This is a genomic window from Paenibacillus sp. FSL R5-0623, from assembly GCF_037974265.1.
Lineage (GTDB): Bacteria > Bacillota > Bacilli > Paenibacillales > Paenibacillaceae > Paenibacillus.
Genome location: NZ_CP150233.1, coordinates 1390997 through 1408160 on the forward strand (window position 1 = coordinate 1390997; position 17164 = coordinate 1408160).

The following is a 17164-nucleotide window of genomic DNA, read 5'->3' on the forward strand; positions in this document are numbered from 1 at the left end:
GGGAAAATGAACGAACAAGCACCGAAAAATAAAATCGGTATGAAGGTTTACTACGACTTGCAATCCGGTAACGTCATTGTTAATACACCAGAGATCTCCGGAGTCGTTGTTGAAACCACGCGAGAGCAGGATTTCAAGTTGTATAAAGCATTGGACGACAAGGTGCCCGATAGCGTCGGTATGATTCAGTTGGAACACGGCGCGTACATGTTGGACCGTGCCGAGGGCGGTATGATTGCTCGAGTTGATCTGGAAACATTGGAACCGCTCTTTGATTACCCGCCAAAACCTGATGAAGAACCACAACCGCCTGCGATTTCATTTACGTCTCAAATTGCGGAATTGACAACAGAAAACCAACGATTGCGGGAAGAAAACAATACGAATCAATTGGCACTCATGGAATTGCACATGATGATTCTTAGCTTGATGCCTGATGCGGGTTAAACTTGCAAGGTTGTTGATCTGCTGGGCTGTAACACTCATGGGAGGGGGGGAGACTATGTTAGCTGTATACGTAATGATGACTCTTAAAGGGCTGATCAAGCTGGAGCAAGTACCAGTAGGTTTCCGGGATAAAGTAGCTGAAGTGTTGGAAGAGGCAGAAATAAACCAAAAAAGGAATATCGTGTAACAATAGTTCCAAATAAGGAGTGCTATTTTTATGCCTTCTGGAGCTTCTGATATTACCTTATAGGAGGTGAAACAATGGAACGATGGGACACCTTATGGAAATGGGGAATTGCACTTATGAGCAGTTCAGCAACCTACTTCTTCGGAGGCTGGTCAGGCGTGCTCGGCGTACTACTCGTGTTCGTCATACTCGATTACCTAACCGGTATCGCTGCGGCGGGGATGACTGGCAAGTTAGAGAGTAATATCGGCATGTTCGGCATTGCGCGAAAAGTATTTATATTTGCAATGGTATCGGTGGCTCATCTGGTGGACGGTGTTCTGGGAGACGGACATTTGTTCAGGGATGCGGTCGCCTTTTTTTATATCGCTAATGAGTTGTTGTCGATTATCGAAAACGGGGGCAAGTTGGGCGCTCCAATTCCGCCTGTGATTCGGCAAGCCATTGAAGTGCTTAAGGGAAAAGGGGGGATCTCAGGTAACTATACTTCTGATTCCAGAGAATCTTTTGTACAGTCAGATCATGAGGACGTTGATCAACAGATTAGAGATGAAACGAAGTAAAGGCTCAGCATCCATTCAAAATTGTCCTGTGGCAAGATATAAGCACTACAGAGTCGAAAGTCTGCATCATTAGCCTACTAGTAGTGAAAGAGACGGAATCGATTCTGAAGAAGCGGAGCGGTCGCCTTTGTCTCTAAATTTTAACCATTAAAATAATAAATCATAAAAATTTGGAGACAACAGCGATCGGAAGAACGATCCGTATCTGGAACGGTCGCGTACCGACTTGGTATGTTTTCCTAAGAGGGTGGATAGATAACATTGAACCTAGCTATTACCATCAACAAGGGACACGCACACAAGCAACACCTGATCCAGCCACATTAACTATATACAAACGGCAATTTGCCGCATAAAGGGTGTGAGAAACATGCAAACCAGAAGCTCAGGCAACACACAGGGCATTGACGTCTCCCGATACCAGGGCAATATTGACTGGGTCAAGGTGAAGGCAAGTGGCATGACATTTGTATTCATCAAGGCAACCGAGGGACAGACGTATACCGATCCAAATTACCAGAAAAATGTAACAGGCGCACTGGCGGCGGGCATGCTGGTCGGAACGTACCATTTCTTCCGCGCGACATCTACCGATGGTGCCAAGGCAGAAGCGGCACATTACGCCAATACACTTAACAAAGTTGGAGGCGCCAAGGCGTTACAACTGCCACCCGTCATGGACTACGAGAACAACCCTGGCAACTTGAGCAAAGCGCAGATGAATACGGTTGCTAAAGCTTTTTTAACCGAATTACAACGTCTGACAGGTGTAAAACCGATCATATACACGGGCAATTCATTTGCTGGGAATTTTGACACATCACTCAGCTCATACGATCTGTGGATCGCGCGTTACAGCAACACCCGTGTACCGGACGACCAGCTGGCATGGAAGCGTTGGACGTTCTGGCAGTATACGGATTCGGGTAAGGTGAATGGCATTAGTGGCAACGTGGATATGAATGAATTCGAGGGAACAGCGGCACAGCTCAGAGCAAGATATGCAGCAGCCACTCCAAAACCACCGGAGCCATCCAATCCGACGAATCCAAGTCATCCGAATCCACCAACCGAACCACCGAAAGGGGGCGAACCGATGACAGCCGAAGAGAAAGCAGCGTTTGATGCGCTCAAATCCCAAGTCGACAAACTGCAGGCGCGTCAGCAAATGGAAGTTCCAGTATGGGCAAAAGCAGCTGTGGATGCAGCGCTGGCATATGACACCAAAAATCCATTGTTCAGCATCGATAATGGGGCGAGTTATGATTTTTACCGTTTTATTACCGTGATGCATCGCAGAGGTTTGTTTAAAAAGTGAGCTGATTCTTAGCAAATTAAAATGTTGATTTTATATAAATGTGGATTGAGTGGAGAAGGGACACAAGACGCTTTTTGTCGAACTGTGTTCCTTTTTTGTGCTTTGTGTAAGTAATATTGACGCATATAATAAAGTTGAAGACTTATGTCTGTAAATCTCTTGTCTAATTGATTAATGTGATGTAAAGTAAGTTACACGAAATTGTTTTTCACTACGGTTTATTTACACAATCCTCCTCATCATGACAAAACCATAACATATGAAGTTATTGTAATGTCTCCCTGTTGTACAATCCAACATCTCAAGATGACTCGTTCATACGTTATACACATCCAATCTGCAAGAGAAAACCACAGTATTAAAAAAACTTACACGATCTAAACAACCTAGCCTATGTTGAGTTTCTTTCGTCCGTATTGCAAACGATACCTAGTCCAGCTCCCACACTGCATACTCAAGACGACCCGCGACCCGCTCAAGGAACAGACGTTATTGGTACCCAGCAGCGTAGTATCCATATGCCCATTTGTATTTCTAATCTAGTGACTTGAACTTGGTCTTACCGGTCCGTAAGCGTTTGCTGTTTCTTATTGACCTTAGTTCAAATAAATCGCAACAATCTCATTCATTTGCATAGAGTCATCTCACAAGGCACTTTGTTTTGTTGTACGTCTTCTTTCTCTATAAAAGTAATCGTCCATATCCGTAATCCATGCGCAGGATGATCTGACGTTTACTTATATCCATTATTCATCTTTCTCCCATACTTTTTTTAAGTTTCATATAAATGCGTTACTTCTCCCGGAACTTTAATTAAGGTATCACAGGCACCTAAAGCCTTTCATTGATACAAGCAAGCACCGAACCAATGGCTATCATTGAAGTTTTTTCATGCCAGCATCACACACATTATGAGACAGGGAAGGGTGTTGTACGTATGCGAATGAGAAAAAAATGGATGTCCGGTGTTCTAACCATTGCCTTAAGTACCGTATTGGTGTTGTCCGGTTGCTCTAGTAACGAGAGTGGAGAGAATACGCCTGCTCCGGCGGAAGGAACAGACCCTCCAACCGAAACGGTAGCGCAGGATACGATGATTATGGGACGTGGTGGGGATTCCGTAGCACTCGACCCGGCGATTGTGACCGATGGGGAGTCGCTGAAGATTGGACATCAGGTGTTTGATTCATTGCTGGACTACAAGGAAGGCGGAACAGAGGTCATTCCTGGACTAGCAGAGAGCTGGGAGATTTCGGCGGATGGGCTGAAGTATGTGTTTAAGCTGAAGTCCGGTGTAAAATTCCATGATGGAACTGACTTCAACGCGGAGGCTGTTGTGTTCAACTTCAACCGCTGGGGTGATCCGGCGAGTGAATATAAATTCGAGGGAGATTCCTTCGATTATTACGACTCCATGTTTGGTCCAGAGGACGGACGTGTGATCAAGGAAGTGAAGGCGACCGACGAAACTACGGTGGAGTTCACATTGAACCAGCCACAAGCGCCTTTCCTGCAAAATATTGCGATGACGCCATTTGGCATTGCCAGCCCAACCGCGATTCAGGAGAAAAAAGAAAATTTCAAGAGCGAACCTGTGGGCACCGGCCCATTTGTATTCAAAGAGTGGAAGCGTAACGACTCCATCACCCTGGAGAAAAACTCGGATTACTGGAAAGAAGGACTACCGAAGCTGAACAAAGTGATCGTGCGTTCCATTCCGGATAATACCGCTCGCTTCAATGCCCTGCAAAACACTGAGATTGATGTCATGGAAGACCTGAACCCGGACGATCTGTCCATTCTTGAAGGCAACAGCGAGTTACAGAAGATCGAGCGTCCACCGTTCAATGTGGCGTATATCGGCTTTAACTTCAAGAAGAAACCATTTGATAATGTCAAAGTCAGACAAGCCCTCAACCATGCGGTGAACAAGCAGGCCCTTATTGATGCATTCTTTGCTGGACAAGCTGAGCCTGCCGTGAACCCGATGCCTCCAACGCTGTGGGGATACAACGATACCATTGAGGATTACCCATATGATTTGGAAAAAGCAAAAGCTTTACTGGCCGAAGCTGGCTTCCCTGACGGATTGCCTGATCCGGTAACCTTTTATGCAATGCCAGTATCTCGCCCGTATATGCCTGATGGCAAGAAGGTAGCGGAAGCGATTCAAGCTGATTTTGAGAAAATTGGCGTGACCACGAACATCGAATCCCCAGAATGGGCGACGTATCTGGATGATGCCAAAGCAGGGGAGAAAGACGATATCTACATGCTCGGCTGGACAGGTGACAACGGTGACCCAGATAACTTCCTCTACACGTTGCTGGACAAAGACGCCATTCCGGGCAACAACCGCAGCTTCTATGTCAACGAAGAGTTGCACACATTGCTGACGAGGGCACAGACAGAAACCGATCAAGACAAACGTGCGGAACTTTACAAACAGGCACAGGTCATTATCAAGGAAGACGCACCGTGGATTCCTCTGGTACACACGACGCCAATTCTGGCGGGTAAATCGAACTTGAAAGGTTTCGTTCCTTCTCCACTGGGCACCGAATCCTATGCCGGTGCTTATTTTGAGTAAGCTGTAAGCTGAACTTATCAATTTCAGATAACTGCGATCTGAAGATGACACTGCAGTTCGGAGTGATTACGTTTAATTCTTTCTTTCAAAGCGCTGGTGAGACGAAATGCTTGGCAGAACCCACATCCGGACGTAACTATCCAAAGCATGCGTATCTGCCAGCGCTTTTTATTTTGCACGATATGTCGAAGGCAGGTGAACAGGATTGAACAGCTATATTGTCAAACGTGTGCTTGTGTTGCTGCCCGTACTGCTGGGCATGACCCTGATCGTCTTTTCCATCATCCACGCGATTCCGGGTGACCCGGCCGAGACCATACTTGGGCAAAAGGCAACCGAACAATCCAAGCAGGCCCTTCGTGACCAGCTCGGTCTGGATAAACCTTGGTTTCAGCAATATTTCGCCTACTTGGGCGATTTGCTCAAAGGAGACCTGGGAACGTCCATCCGCACCAAGGTGCCTATTGCCCAGGAAATTGTGCCTTATCTGACAGCAACCCTTGAATTAACGATGGCCAGTATGTTGTTTGCTGTCATTATTGGGGTGAATGCCGGGATTGTCAGTGCATGGAAGCACAACTCTTGGTTTGATTATTGCTGTATGGTCATTGCTTTGGTGGGTGTATCGATGCCAATCTTCTGGCTCGGTCTGATGGAACAATGGTTGTTCGCGAACAAGTTGCAGTGGTTGCCATCCATTGGACGCATGAATGCACGAGATCCGGTGGAAGCCATTACGGGCTTGTATGTGCTGGATACGATGATCGCTGGACAATGGAATCAGTTGTGGACCGTAACGAAACATTTGATTCTGCCAAGTGTTGCACTGGGCACGATCCCGATGGCTGTTATTGCCCGGATGACCCGTTCCAGCATGCTGGAAGTGATGAGTTCCGATTACATTCGTACAGCGAAGGCGAAGGGACTGGGGCCGTTTTTTGTTGTATATGGACATGCACTCAAAAATGCGTTTATTCCCGTGCTCACGGTTATCGGCATCCAGACCGGATCGCTACTCGGGGGTGCGGTGTTGACCGAAACGATCTTTGCTTGGCCGGGCGTGGGACGTTATATATATGAAGCGATTAGTTCGCGGGACTATCCCGTGATCCAGAGTGGTATTCTGATCGTGGCATTTTTTTTCGTGGTGATCAACTTGATTGTAGATCTGCTCTATGCCGTGTTTGATCCGCGCATTAGTTATAAATAGGGAATTCATCATTCATTCATATCCAAGAAGGGAGACGCCGCATGGCCAAATTATCGACCAATACCGGACCATCCATAGACGCTGCGTCGGCGAGCACATCCGGTCCATGGCGGGAAGCGTGGAGAACGTTTCGAAAAAATCGACTTGCGCTTGCGGGCTTGATTATTATCGTATTTTTTATCCTGTTGGCCTTCCTCGCGCCATATATCGCTCCTTACGATTATAAGGAACAGGTGCTGGTGGATCGGCTTCAGGCCCCTTCGGCAGAGCATTGGTTTGGTACCGATGATCTGGGGCGTGACGTGTTTTCCAGAGTGATGCATGGGGCGCGTATTTCATTATGGGTAGGCTTCTTCTCTGTTATTGGTTCCATTATCGCGGGCACGTTACTTGGTCTGATTGCTGGATTTTATGGAAAATGGGCGGATATGCTCATCTCGCGTTTATTCGATATTTTGCTGGCATTTCCGGGAATCCTGCTGGCCATCGCCATTGTGGCGATATTGGGCCCGTCGTTGCAAAATGCACTGCTCGCCATCGCCATCGTGAACATCCCGACCTACGGAAGGTTGGTGCGTTCACGGGTACTCAGCTTGAGACAGGAGGAATTCATTACGTCGGCACGGACACTTGGAGCGGGCAATGGGCGAATCTTGTTTCGTCACATCTTGCCCAATAGCCTTACTCCGCTGATCGTGCAAGGTACACTCGGAATTGGGACGGCGATCATCGAAGCTGCTGCGCTCGGGTTTCTGGGCATGGGTGCACAACCACCCGACCCGGAATGGGGAAAAATGCTGTCAGACTCCCGTCAGTTTATACAAAAAGCACCGTGGACACTGATCTTCCCCGGCGTTTCCATTATGTTAACCGTTCTCGGCTTCAACCTTATGGGCGACGGCCTGCGCGACACCCTTGATCCGAAAATGGCCAAAAAGTAGAATTTTCAAATTCAAATTCAAACTCAAACTCAAACCGTAACTCTAACTCTAACCGTGACCGTAACCGTGACCGTAACCGTGACCGTAACCGTGACCGTAACCGTGACCGTAACCGTAACCGTAACCGTAACCGTAACCGTAACCGTAACCGTAACCGTAACCGTAACCGTAACCGTAACCATAACTTGTAACCCAAGCTCGAACTCAAACTGCAATTTTGATTGAAACCCTAACTCTGCAAGCCTAACTTTTTCTGTAACGCAGCATGCGTGCCAAAGGCAACGTTAACACTAACCGTAAGCACTAATTTTTATCACAATCCTATCTCAAACCGTAACGCCATCTTTTGCTTCAACTCTAACGAACCCGGGGGAACTTATTGTACGATTTCCAGCCATTTCCCAGTCTAACGAACCTCACACACTCTATTTTGTGAAAAACCTGCCAAAAGTCTCAAAAGGTTGGCTAACGTCGAGAAATAGCGTGTCTACGATTCGTTAGCTCACAAAAACCTCCCAAAAAGGCAATTAACGCCTCTGAGATTCGTTAGCGCGTGACTGTCATGCTGCTCAAGACATTCAAGCAACCACAATACCAAGATACCAACATACCAAAGTACCCATATAACCTACATCAGTCTCAACACAGTAAGACCGAGGATACTCCAAGGTACATCAGATGGATATGTTTTAATCCTATCTACTATAGCAACAGACACATTACAATCTTTCATTACGCCGGTTCGAACTTTGGTTCGAGGCGGCTTTTGTTTTACCTGCGGGATTACGGTAAAATGATTGGTGATGTGCAAAAGTTAAAGAGTTATTCGATCTTTTAGTTAAAATAACCGCCTACGTATTGACACCCAATTTTCCCATATGTTATATAAAAGGAAGGGTTTAGCACTCCGATCATTAGAGTGCTAACAAATGATGTTTTTAGTACACGATTACATATGGAATGATTTTGTTTTGGGAAATAGATATTGAACCTGAGTAGAACATGCGAAGCCAAGGTATGCAACAGACTTGAAGCTGCATTCCACGTCTAGGAGATATCACTTCATTGATGTGCTCTATCCTAAGAAATCAGTCGCTGATCAGATGCAAAAGTAGTGCAGGGGACGAAATCGATTTGGAGGAAGCGGAGCGTTCGCCTTTATCACCGTATTTCTCCCTTTTAAAAAAGGGAATCAAAGAAATCTGGGGATAACAGCGATCCGAAAAACGATTCGTAACCGGAACGGCTACATTGCAGAACGTCATGTATTCATGCATTTTAAAGATTAGCCAATCTATTGGATCTGATGATCAAGCGTTTAAGCTCCGATTGATTTTCTGGCACCCGTATGTTTTGCATGGAAAACTCAAGGAGTTACTTTCTATTTTCAATCAAATCATTCGATATCCCAATTTGAAAGGAGTCCAACCACTCATGGCTAAAAAAGAATTCCAGGCAGAATCCAAGCGTTTGCTGGATATGATGATCAACTCCATTTACACCCAAAGAGAAATCTTTTTGAGAGAATTGATCTCCAACTCCAGTGACGCCATTGATAAAATTTATTACAGAGCACTTACGGACGATGCGCTCGTTTTCAACAAAGAGGACTACTTCATCAAGCTCACAATCGACAAAGAAAACCGCACGCTCACACTGACGGATACCGGAATCGGGATGACGCAGGAAGAGCTGGAGAACAACCTGGGGGTTATCGCGAAGAGTGGTTCCCTGGCGTTCAAGAAAGAAAATGAAGCAAAAGACGGCCACAACATCATTGGACAATTCGGTGTTGGTTTCTACTCGGCATTTATGGTGGCGGACAAGCTGACCGTAACAAGTAAAACGCTGGGCAGCGACGAAGCTTGGAAATGGGAGTCCGAAGGCGCGGATGGTTACACAATCACACCAGCTGAGAAAGATTCCGTAGGTACAGAGATCGTCCTGACGATCAAAGAAAACACCGAAGAAGATTCGTATGACGAATTTTTGGAAGAGTACCGCCTGAGATCCATCATCAAGAAATACTCCGACTTCATTCGCTACCCAATCAAGATGGATGTAACGGGTCAACGTCCAAAAGAGGGCACGGAGAACGAGTTCGAGGAATACCAAGAAGAACAAACCGTGAACAGCATGGTGCCGATCTGGCGTAAAAATAAAAGCGAATTGACCGAAGAAGACTACAATAACTTCTACATGGAAAAACGCTACGGTTTTGACAAACCGCTCAAACACCTGCATATCAGCGCAGATGGCGCTGTGGTATACAATGCAATCCTGTTTATTCCGGAGAACACGCCGTTTGACTACTATACTAAAGAGTATGAAAAAGGCCTTGAGCTATACTCCAACGGTGTATTGATCATGGATAAATGCGGGGATCTGTTGCCGGATTACTTCGGATTTGTCAAAGGTATGGTGGATTCGGAAGATCTGTCCCTGAACATTTCCCGTGAGATGTTGCAACATGACCGTCAGCTTAGCCTGATCGCGAAGAACATCAAGAACAAAATCAAGAGCCAACTGCAAAGCCTGCTGAAGGACGAGCGTGAGAACTACGAGAAGTTCTACCAAGCGTTTGGTCGTCAATTGAAATATGGTGTATACAGCGACTATGGTTTGAATAAGGATACATTGCAGGATCTGCTGTTGTTCACGTCTTCCAAAGAGAGCAAACTCGTGAGCCTGGACGAATACGTCTCCAGAATGCCGGAAGATCAGAAGTACATCTATTATGCATCCGGTGAATCAATTAGCCGTATTGAGAAGCTGCCACAGATCGAGGGTGTTCTTGAGAAAGGGTACGAAGTATTGTACTTTACCGATGACATCGACGAGTTTGCAATCAAGATGATCACGAACTACAAGGAGAAAGAATTCAAATCCATCTCCAGTGGTGACCTGGGTATCGAAGATAGCGCGGACAAAGAAGAAACGGACGCTCAGGACAATGACAACAAAGAGTTGTTTGAAGCGATGCAAGCTCAATTGGCTGGTAAAGTCAAAGCGGTTAAAGCTTCTAAACGTCTCAGAAGCCACCCGGTATGTTTGTCCACTGAAGGTGATCTGACGATTGAGATGGAGAAAATCCTGAAAGCTATGCCGAACAGCGAAAACGTACAAGCCGACAAAGTGCTGGAAATCAACGTGAATCATGATGTCTTCAAATCGTTGAAAGACGCTTTCGCGCAGGATCAGGAAAAACTAAACCTTTACACAAGCCTGTTGTACCATCAGGCATTGCTAATCGAAGGATTGCCAATTCAGGACCCAGTAGAGTTCACTAACGATATCTGTAAGGTTATGGTGTAATACCTTTGCACCCACCATCTCCACCCCGACAGGGCGTTTCAGTCCTGTCGGTTTTTTTGTTTTTACCCACAACGGGGTGGGAGCGGGGGAGACAGACCATCATTGCAGCGATGGATGAACATCGTAATGAAATTCTTTAGCCTTTCAAAGTTTTGAAGAATTCCCCCTTTATAGGGAATGTGATGTCATTTAGATTTGGTGTGAAAACAGCAAAAAGTAGTGAAGGGGACGGAATCGATTCTGAAGAAGCGAAGCGTTCGCCTTTATTCCCGAATTTCTCCCTTTTTAAAGGGAATCAAAGAAATTTGGGAATAACAGCGATCATAAGAACGATCCGTAACCGTAACGGCCACACAAACTGTATAAGTCACTTTTTTCATCATTAGTCACGATAGTGTGAGTTCAATATGAATCATTGTCATTTAGATGCACGGATGATAGTCTGGCAGGGTATAATAAGAGAAGATGACTGTTCATCACAAGTTGATGTAAGAAGAGATGACAATCACAGACAGGTTTTACTTTTCGAAACCACAGATGTTGTGTATAATCACTCAAAATAGAGACAGTCGGCTAGGAGTGATCCCCATGCAATGGAACGATCTGAGAGAACATAGACAATATCCTGAATTAACCAAATTGGATGGATCTCGTGCAGCGTATGAACGGGACTATTCGAGACTCATTCATTCACCGACCTTCCGTCGGTTACAGGGCAAATCGCAGGTGTTTGGCGCAGGAACGGGTGATTATTATCGTACTCGTTTGACCCATTCCCTGGAGGTGGCACAGATTGCCCGAGAGGCTGCCCGAAGCCTAATTCGCCGTTTTCCCGAGGTGGACTGGGACCGCGCGGACAACCCCGGCCTTATTATTGATTCAGAAGTGGTGGAGTGCGCTGCAATCGCACATGATTTTGGTCACCCGCCGTTTGGACATAAAGGTGAAGAAGTATTAGATGGCATTCTGGATGACCTCATCAACACCGAGGCTAAGAAAATCATGAAAAAAAGCCGCAGCGCCAAAGTTCCCAAGGTCGAGTCTGAAGTCCGTGCCGAGTTAAAACGGAAATACGAGCATTTTGAAGGCAATGCGCACAACTTCCGTCTCATTATGCACTTGGAGAAACGTGAAGATATCGATGGACTGAATCTGTCTGATGCGGTATTACTAGGAATAAACAAGTATCCGTACCCTGGGACAGAGAGCAAAAAAGGCATGTATCATCATGAGTGGCAATATATTCGGGAGATCCGTGATCGCTGGAACGTACCGGCAGGTAAGAAGACGCTGGAAGCACAGTTGATGGACCTCTGCGACGATATTGCGTACTCCTCACATGATCTGGAGGATGGCATCAAAGCAGGCAAAATTGAAGTACATGAGCATTTCCTGCAAGATCCGCATGTGAATCGACTGATTGTGGATAAGATTACAACGCTGGAGGATCTGTTCTGGAACGGGTGGACTCGAGAAGCGATTGGGCAAAAGGTAGAAGAGGTTCTCGCTTCGTTCCTGCGTATCTGGAATGAGAAGATGCCGTTCTGCGAGCATGATTACTCGCGTACCCGCCGTGAAGTGAAAGCCTACTGGGTGAGCTTTTTTGTAGGCAGCCTGGGCGTTATTGACGACGGTGACTGGAAGAAGGTAACTTTTGTCCGTGAAGGGGCTGAAGACCTTGATATGCTGCGTACGGTGAGTGTGCTCAAGAGTTTTGCCTGGGTAACCATGATTCGTGACCTGCGTGTGCAGCGGCTACAGAAGCGCAGTGAGTGGATGATTAAGCGATTATGGGATGCATTCCTCGATCCGGAAACGTCCAAATCCATTATTCCATCCGACTGGCTGCAGCGGTATGAGAAGGATCAAGCCAAAGCCCAGCCAATCTGGACTTGGGAACACATGGTGATCGATTATATCGCAGGAATGACAGATGCATTTGCCGAGAAAATATATAATGAACTCTACGGTCTAAAGGTGGGTTCGATCTACGATCTGGATTAAAATTAACCGATATAAAGGGAGATGAGACGCGTGGCTAAGCGAATGAGTGAGACGTTCAGTCTGGGCGTACTTGACCTTGTTCCAAGGTTGAACGATGCCACAGCGGAACAGGCGCTTCAACAATCGGTGACACTTGCGCAACATGCCGAGGCTTGGGGATACGCCCGATACTGGACGTCAGAGCATCATGATATGGCTGAACTGGCATCGGCCTCTCCCGAAGTACTCTTATCGCACATCGGAGCAAGGACAACAACGATCCAACTTGGCTCTGGTGCGGTCTTGTTGCCACACTACAGCCCACTCAAGGTTGCGGAGTCGTTCCGCCTGTTGGCTGCGCTCTATCCGGGGCGCATTGAGCTTGGGCTCGGACGTGCTCCTGGCGGTGGACCTCATGCCACGATGGCACTCAGTGGCAATTACTTGCAGCATGTGTCCAAGCTGCCTGAATCACTCGCAGCACTCACAGAACTGCTCGAAGACCGCTACATGTACGAGGATCATCCCGTGACAGCTCGTCCGATTCCCAGGCTTCCGTTATCACTCTGGATGTTGGGAACTAACGTGAAGAGTGCAGAATTTGCGGCACGGTTTGGCATGGGATATGTCTTTGGTCAGTTCATGAGTGATGCCGATGGTACAGAGGCTGTAAGGCGATACCGAGAAGGATTTGTTCCTAGTGCAACGATGAAGGAGCCCGAGGTTATGGTGGCAGTCAGCGTATTATGTGCCGAGTCAGAGACGGATGCTATGGCCTGGAGCCGTGACATGGCCGAAAGACGCGTAAATGGGAAAGAACGTTCAACCGAGCCGAATTCAAGTGGTATCGCGGTCTCTAACACGAATGATGAAGCCGTTAGTGATCAAAATGCATCGGTACGGCACTATGCAGGTACACCTGAGCAGGTATGGGCTCGATTGCAACAGGTGAGTCGCAGGCTGGATACGAAGAGGTTGCTTCTGGTTTCGGCAGGACCAGATTATGAACGCAGATTGGATTCATATCGATTGCTGGCTGAGCATGTGACAGCAATACTGAACTAGGCTGATCGCTTTATGACGGTAGCCGTTGAAATCCGAACAAACCGAAGAGCTGCAGATCGGGACATTACCGTATGCTGCAGCTCTTCGGTTTGGACTTTGTCAAAATTCAACAATCTTTTACAAAATCAAGCATTATAATGACAAAATAATGTTATAATACTTTACGTCTATTTTCCTACCGATATAATATAGATAAGTTCTTTTGAGAAGAGTCAAAAGAAGGGGAAAACAATGACAAACGCACCTGTATTCGGGATGACCGAAGAGGTCAAGGGGGAAATCATATGTTCAGCAGATTTAAGATCAAGAGTATCGGTCTGCGTATCAGCATCGCGTTCTACTTGTTAATCCTCTGTTTAATTGTTTTGAGTGTCACGATTGTCACCCGGATGAATTCAATCGAAACCAATACCAATGAAATTACGAACAATTGGATGCCATCAATCCAGCAAATTAACCGGTTAAATTATACCACAGAGCATGTCCTGTCACTAAGTTATCGCCACTTTGACGCGGAAGAGACAGACAAGGCATTTTTGTCAGAAGAGCGTACCAAGTATATTCGTGAAACGACGCAGGCGATTAAAATCTATGATCAGCAGGAGAAGTCTGCGGATGAGCTCGAACATTGGACAGCGTTCAAGAACAAATGGGAATCGTATCTCAAGATTAATACGCAAGCGATCAAGTTGAGTGATGAGGGGCAGACACAGCTGGCGAAGGAAGTAGCTGATAAAGGTGCTGATTCCTTTGACACCATGCAAGTCGATCTCGAGTATCTTGTGGAATACAATCAGGAACAGTCCAATCTTGCGGCTGCCCAAACGATCAGATCGGTACAGGATGGTAGATTAATCATCATTATCGGTGTTCTTGTCATGATTGCCATTACAGCGATCAGCATTCCGATTATTCGTTCACAGGTCGTGAAACCACTGCTGCGTGTCATTAGTGCGGTGAAACTGATTGCAGAAGGCCAATTGAATGTTCAGGACATACATACCAAACATGAGGATGAAGTCGGTGTTCTGGCCAAAGCGGTGAATGACATGAAAGGTAACCTGACTTCCATGGTTCTGAGCGTCAGACGAATTGCGGAAGCTGTTAATCTACAAAGTGGGGAACTGGCAATATCCTCAGAAGAGGTTAAGATTGGTAGTCGCCAGATTGCTGTGACAATGGAAGAGTCAGCCAAGGCCGCAGAGAGCCAGGCAGAGACAGCCGTGGAATCAGCCCGTACGGTTGAAGTGTTGAATGATCACATTCAGAATCATACGGAACAAGGCAGCCAGCTGCGCGTCATGTCGGATCTTGTACTGGAACAAGGGCTGAATGGTCGCAAGGCGATGGAACAGTCGGTGCAGCAGATGCAACAGATTTCCGGTTCGGTCTCGGCTTCCATGAACAAGATGGAACGGTTGAATCGTAAAAATGAAGATATTTCCAAGCTGGTTCAGGTCATTCATGACATTGCACGCCAAACCAATCTGCTGGCATTAAATGCCTCCATTGAGGCAGCACGTGCGGGAGAGAGTGGACGCGGATTCGCTGTAGTGGCATCAGAAGTGCGGAAGTTATCTGAGGCTGTGCAGACTTCGGTCGAAGAGATCACGGTGATTACCGAGGATATTCAGCAGGAGTCACAAGGGGTGGTTGCGGAATTACGTACGAACGTTCAGGAGACCGAACTGGGTCAGGAACATGTGCTTACTTCAGGTCAACTCTTCCGTACAATTAATGAATCTGTAGAAGGCATGGTGGGTGTCATCGGCACTATGACAGATGGTCTCGTAGGCATGCAGGAAGCAAGCGGAAGAATGAATGATTTCAGTCAGCAGATTTCCGCTGTTTCGGAACAATCGGCAGCGAGTGTGGAAGAAGTTTCTGCATCGGCGGAAGAGCAGGTAAGTTCCATGGAAACGATTAGCGGCAACATTCAAAGTCTGAAAGAATTATCGGAAGATTTGCTTACATCCATTGAAAAATTAAAAATATAACCTTCTCCTTATAATAGAAGAAGCTGAAATCACGCAGGTGGCGATTAGTGAGAGTCTCAAAATAAAGTAAGGCGTTCCTCAACTAAAATGTACCCTATAAGATGGACACTTTAAAAAAGGTCATCTTGTAGGGTCTTTTTGTGTACAATGAATAAAAAAACGAGCGGTGGTCAAGCGAATGTCAAAAAAACACTTTACAACTCAAGAGCAAGATCAGTTAAGAAGAAATCCCTATGTGAAAAATGTCAGTGCTAAAGCTATTACGTACACGGATGCGTTCAAAGAACGATTTATTCAAGAATACAGTCAAGGTACGCTTCCCCGTGAGATTTTTCAGGAAGCAGGCTTTCCCCTTGACGTCTTGGGTGCTACCCGGATTCGAAAGGCTTCCAATCGATGGCGTATGGCTTTTCAAGAACAAGGACCTACTGGATTAACTGACGGTAGAAAACACGCCTCAGGCCGTCCGCTGACCCGTGAATTAAGTCTTGAAGAAAAATATGCCCGTTTGGAAGCGAAAATGAAATGGCTTGAAGCGGAGAATGAATTCTTAAAAAAGCTCGATCAACTCGAAAGGCAGATGAGAAAAAAGACATCCAACTAAGTACGCGGCAAAAATTCGAACTGATTCAACAGATGATGCATACATACCCTTTCCAACGCAAGGTGCATGTTCTTTGTGAAATTGCTGGAGTTTCACGTTCGGGCTATTACCAATATTGTAGCAAAGATGCTCGGTTACATCGTCAAAATCAGGAACAAGACGATCAGAAAGTAAAAGCAATCGTTCTGAAAGCCTACCATTACCGTGGAAGAAAGAAAGGTGCCCGTCAAATCAAAATGACGCTGGAGCTCCACTATGGAGTCACATACAATCTCAAGCGAATTCGTCGTGTCATGCAAAAGTACAACATCGTTTGTCCGATTCGCAAAGCGAATCCCGCACGTCGTATGGCCAAGGCCACCCAAGAGCATCGAACCTGTCCTAACACGTTAAATCGAGCTTTTAAGCAAGGGATTGCAGGTAAGGTACTATTAACAGACATCACGTATTTAACGTATGGGAAAAATAAGCGAGCCTACCTATCGACCATTAAAGATGCTGAAAGTAATGAGATTTTAGCTTATGAAGTCTCTGCTTCACTCGGTTTGGACATTGCGATGGAGACGTTGAAACAACTCAAAAAGCATCGTCATCTCACCTCGAATGCGTTGATTCATTCGGATCAAGGATTTCACTATACGAACCCAAAGTTTCAAAAGCTTGTGAAGAACATGGGGCTAGGTCAATCCATGTCGCGTCGAGGAAACTGTTGGGACAATGCTCCACAAGAATCCTTCTTTGGGCATTTTAAAGATGAAACGAATTTCAAAACATGTATGACCCTGGAAGAGGTTAAGCAAGAAGTGAAAAGCTACATGATCTATTACAATCATTATCGAGGTCAATGGAACTTAAACAAGCTGCCGCCTGCGCGATACAGACAGCAGCTTGAAGCAGCCTAACCTTTTTTAATTTGTCCTTTACAAGGGGTACATTTTAAACAA

The 17164-nt window shown here is 46.2% G+C and carries 13 protein-coding genes; 12 read left to right on the top strand and 1 reads right to left on the bottom strand.

Annotation, left to right across the window (positions count from 1 at the left end; translation table 11 throughout):
- Nucleotides 1–6: 6 nt before the first annotated feature.
- The 7 genes from MKY92_RS06235 (at nt 7) to nikC (ending at nt 7256) form a co-directional block, all read left to right on the top strand.
- The gene (locus tag MKY92_RS06235; protein ID WP_339299729.1) at nt 7–447 is read left to right on the top strand and encodes a hypothetical protein; all 441 of its coding nucleotides are present in this window, start codon (nt 7–9) and stop codon (nt 445–447) included.
- Nucleotides 448–502: 55 nt separating this feature from the next.
- Complete coding sequence (locus MKY92_RS06240; RefSeq protein WP_339299731.1) at nt 503–634, top strand: hypothetical protein; 132 nt, start codon at nt 503–505, stop codon at nt 632–634.
- Between the two features lie 74 nt (nt 635–708).
- On the top strand, nt 709–1197 hold the full coding sequence (locus MKY92_RS06245; RefSeq protein WP_339299733.1) for a phage holin family protein: 489 nt from the start codon (nt 709–711) through the stop codon (nt 1195–1197).
- Nucleotides 1198–1567: 370 nt separating this feature from the next.
- Nucleotides 1568–2515, top strand: a complete 948-nt coding sequence (locus MKY92_RS06250) for a glycoside hydrolase family 25 protein (protein WP_339299734.1) — start codon at nt 1568–1570, stop codon at nt 2513–2515.
- A 943-nt stretch (nt 2516–3458) separates the two neighbouring features.
- Nucleotides 3459–5105: an ABC transporter substrate-binding protein gene (locus MKY92_RS06255; protein WP_339299736.1), complete on the top strand. Its 1647-nt coding sequence runs from the start codon at nt 3459–3461 to the stop codon at nt 5103–5105.
- A 205-nt stretch (nt 5106–5310) separates the two neighbouring features.
- Entirely contained in the window at nt 5311–6315 is a 1005-nt protein-coding gene (locus tag MKY92_RS06260) for an ABC transporter permease (protein ID WP_017690144.1), read from the top strand.
- Nucleotides 6316–6356: 41 nt separating this feature from the next.
- The gene (gene nikC / locus MKY92_RS06265) at nt 6357–7256 is read left to right on the top strand and encodes a nickel transporter permease (protein ID WP_339299737.1); all 900 of its coding nucleotides are present in this window, start codon (nt 6357–6359) and stop codon (nt 7254–7256) included.
- Nucleotides 7257–7285: 29 nt separating this feature from the next.
- On the opposite strand, the gene MKY92_RS06270 is transcribed toward nikC, so the two are convergent.
- Nucleotides 7286–7471, bottom strand: coding sequence for a hypothetical protein (locus MKY92_RS06270; RefSeq protein ID WP_339299739.1), 186 nt, complete (start codon nt 7469–7471; stop codon nt 7286–7288).
- Between the two features lie 1219 nt (nt 7472–8690).
- On the opposite strand from MKY92_RS06270, the gene htpG reads away from it, so the two are divergent.
- The 5 genes from htpG (at nt 8691) to MKY92_RS06295 (ending at nt 17122) form a co-directional block, all read left to right on the top strand.
- Nucleotides 8691–10571, top strand: coding sequence for a molecular chaperone HtpG (gene htpG / locus MKY92_RS06275; protein ID WP_339299740.1), 1881 nt, complete (start codon nt 8691–8693; stop codon nt 10569–10571).
- 588 nt (nt 10572–11159) lie between these two features.
- Nucleotides 11160–12575 carry a dGTP triphosphohydrolase gene (gene dgt / locus MKY92_RS06280; RefSeq protein ID WP_076209597.1) on the top strand — a complete coding sequence of 472 codons (1416 nt, stop codon included), beginning with the start codon at nt 11160–11162 and terminating at the stop codon, nt 12573–12575.
- Nucleotides 12576–12617: 42 nt separating this feature from the next.
- Nucleotides 12618–13619 carry an MsnO8 family LLM class oxidoreductase gene (locus tag MKY92_RS06285; protein WP_339301715.1) on the top strand — a complete coding sequence of 334 codons (1002 nt, stop codon included), beginning with the start codon at nt 12618–12620 and terminating at the stop codon, nt 13617–13619.
- Between the two features lie 284 nt (nt 13620–13903).
- Entirely contained in the window at nt 13904–15616 is a 1713-nt protein-coding gene (locus MKY92_RS06290) for a methyl-accepting chemotaxis protein (RefSeq protein ID WP_339299742.1), read from the top strand.
- 178 nt (nt 15617–15794) lie between these two features.
- Nucleotides 15795–17122 (top strand): IS3 family transposase gene (locus MKY92_RS06295; RefSeq protein WP_260411030.1). Its coding sequence is split into 2 segments (ribosomal slippage): nt 15795–16164 and nt 16164–17122, totalling 1329 coding nucleotides; the frame shifts between segments, so codons are not numbered across the junction.
- Nucleotides 17123–17164 lie beyond the last annotated feature (42 nt).

Bases quoted from the DNA above. Each gene is read 5' to 3' on its own strand.
- MKY92_RS06255 (WP_339299736.1), top strand. From the start codon at position 3,459: ATGAGAAAAAAATGGATGTCCGGTGTTCTAACCATTGCCTTAAGTACC.
- MKY92_RS06250 (WP_339299734.1), top strand. From the start codon at position 1,568: ATGCAAACCAGAAGCTCAGGCAACACACAGGGCATTGACGTCTCCCGA.
- MKY92_RS06290 (WP_339299742.1), top strand. From the start codon at position 13,904: ATGTTCAGCAGATTTAAGATCAAGAGTATCGGTCTGCGTATCAGCATC.
- htpG (WP_339299740.1), top strand. From the start codon at position 8,691: ATGGCTAAAAAAGAATTCCAGGCAGAATCCAAGCGTTTGCTGGATATG.
- MKY92_RS06245 (WP_339299733.1), top strand. From the start codon at position 709: ATGGAACGATGGGACACCTTATGGAAATGGGGAATTGCACTTATGAGC.
- MKY92_RS06235 (WP_339299729.1), top strand. From the start codon at position 7: ATGAACGAACAAGCACCGAAAAATAAAATCGGTATGAAGGTTTACTAC.
- MKY92_RS06240 (WP_339299731.1), top strand. From the start codon at position 503: ATGTTAGCTGTATACGTAATGATGACTCTTAAAGGGCTGATCAAGCTG.
- dgt (WP_076209597.1), top strand. From the start codon at position 11,160: ATGCAATGGAACGATCTGAGAGAACATAGACAATATCCTGAATTAACC.
- nikC (WP_339299737.1), top strand. From the start codon at position 6,357: ATGGCCAAATTATCGACCAATACCGGACCATCCATAGACGCTGCGTCG.
- MKY92_RS06285 (WP_339301715.1), top strand. From the start codon at position 12,618: ATGAGTGAGACGTTCAGTCTGGGCGTACTTGACCTTGTTCCAAGGTTG.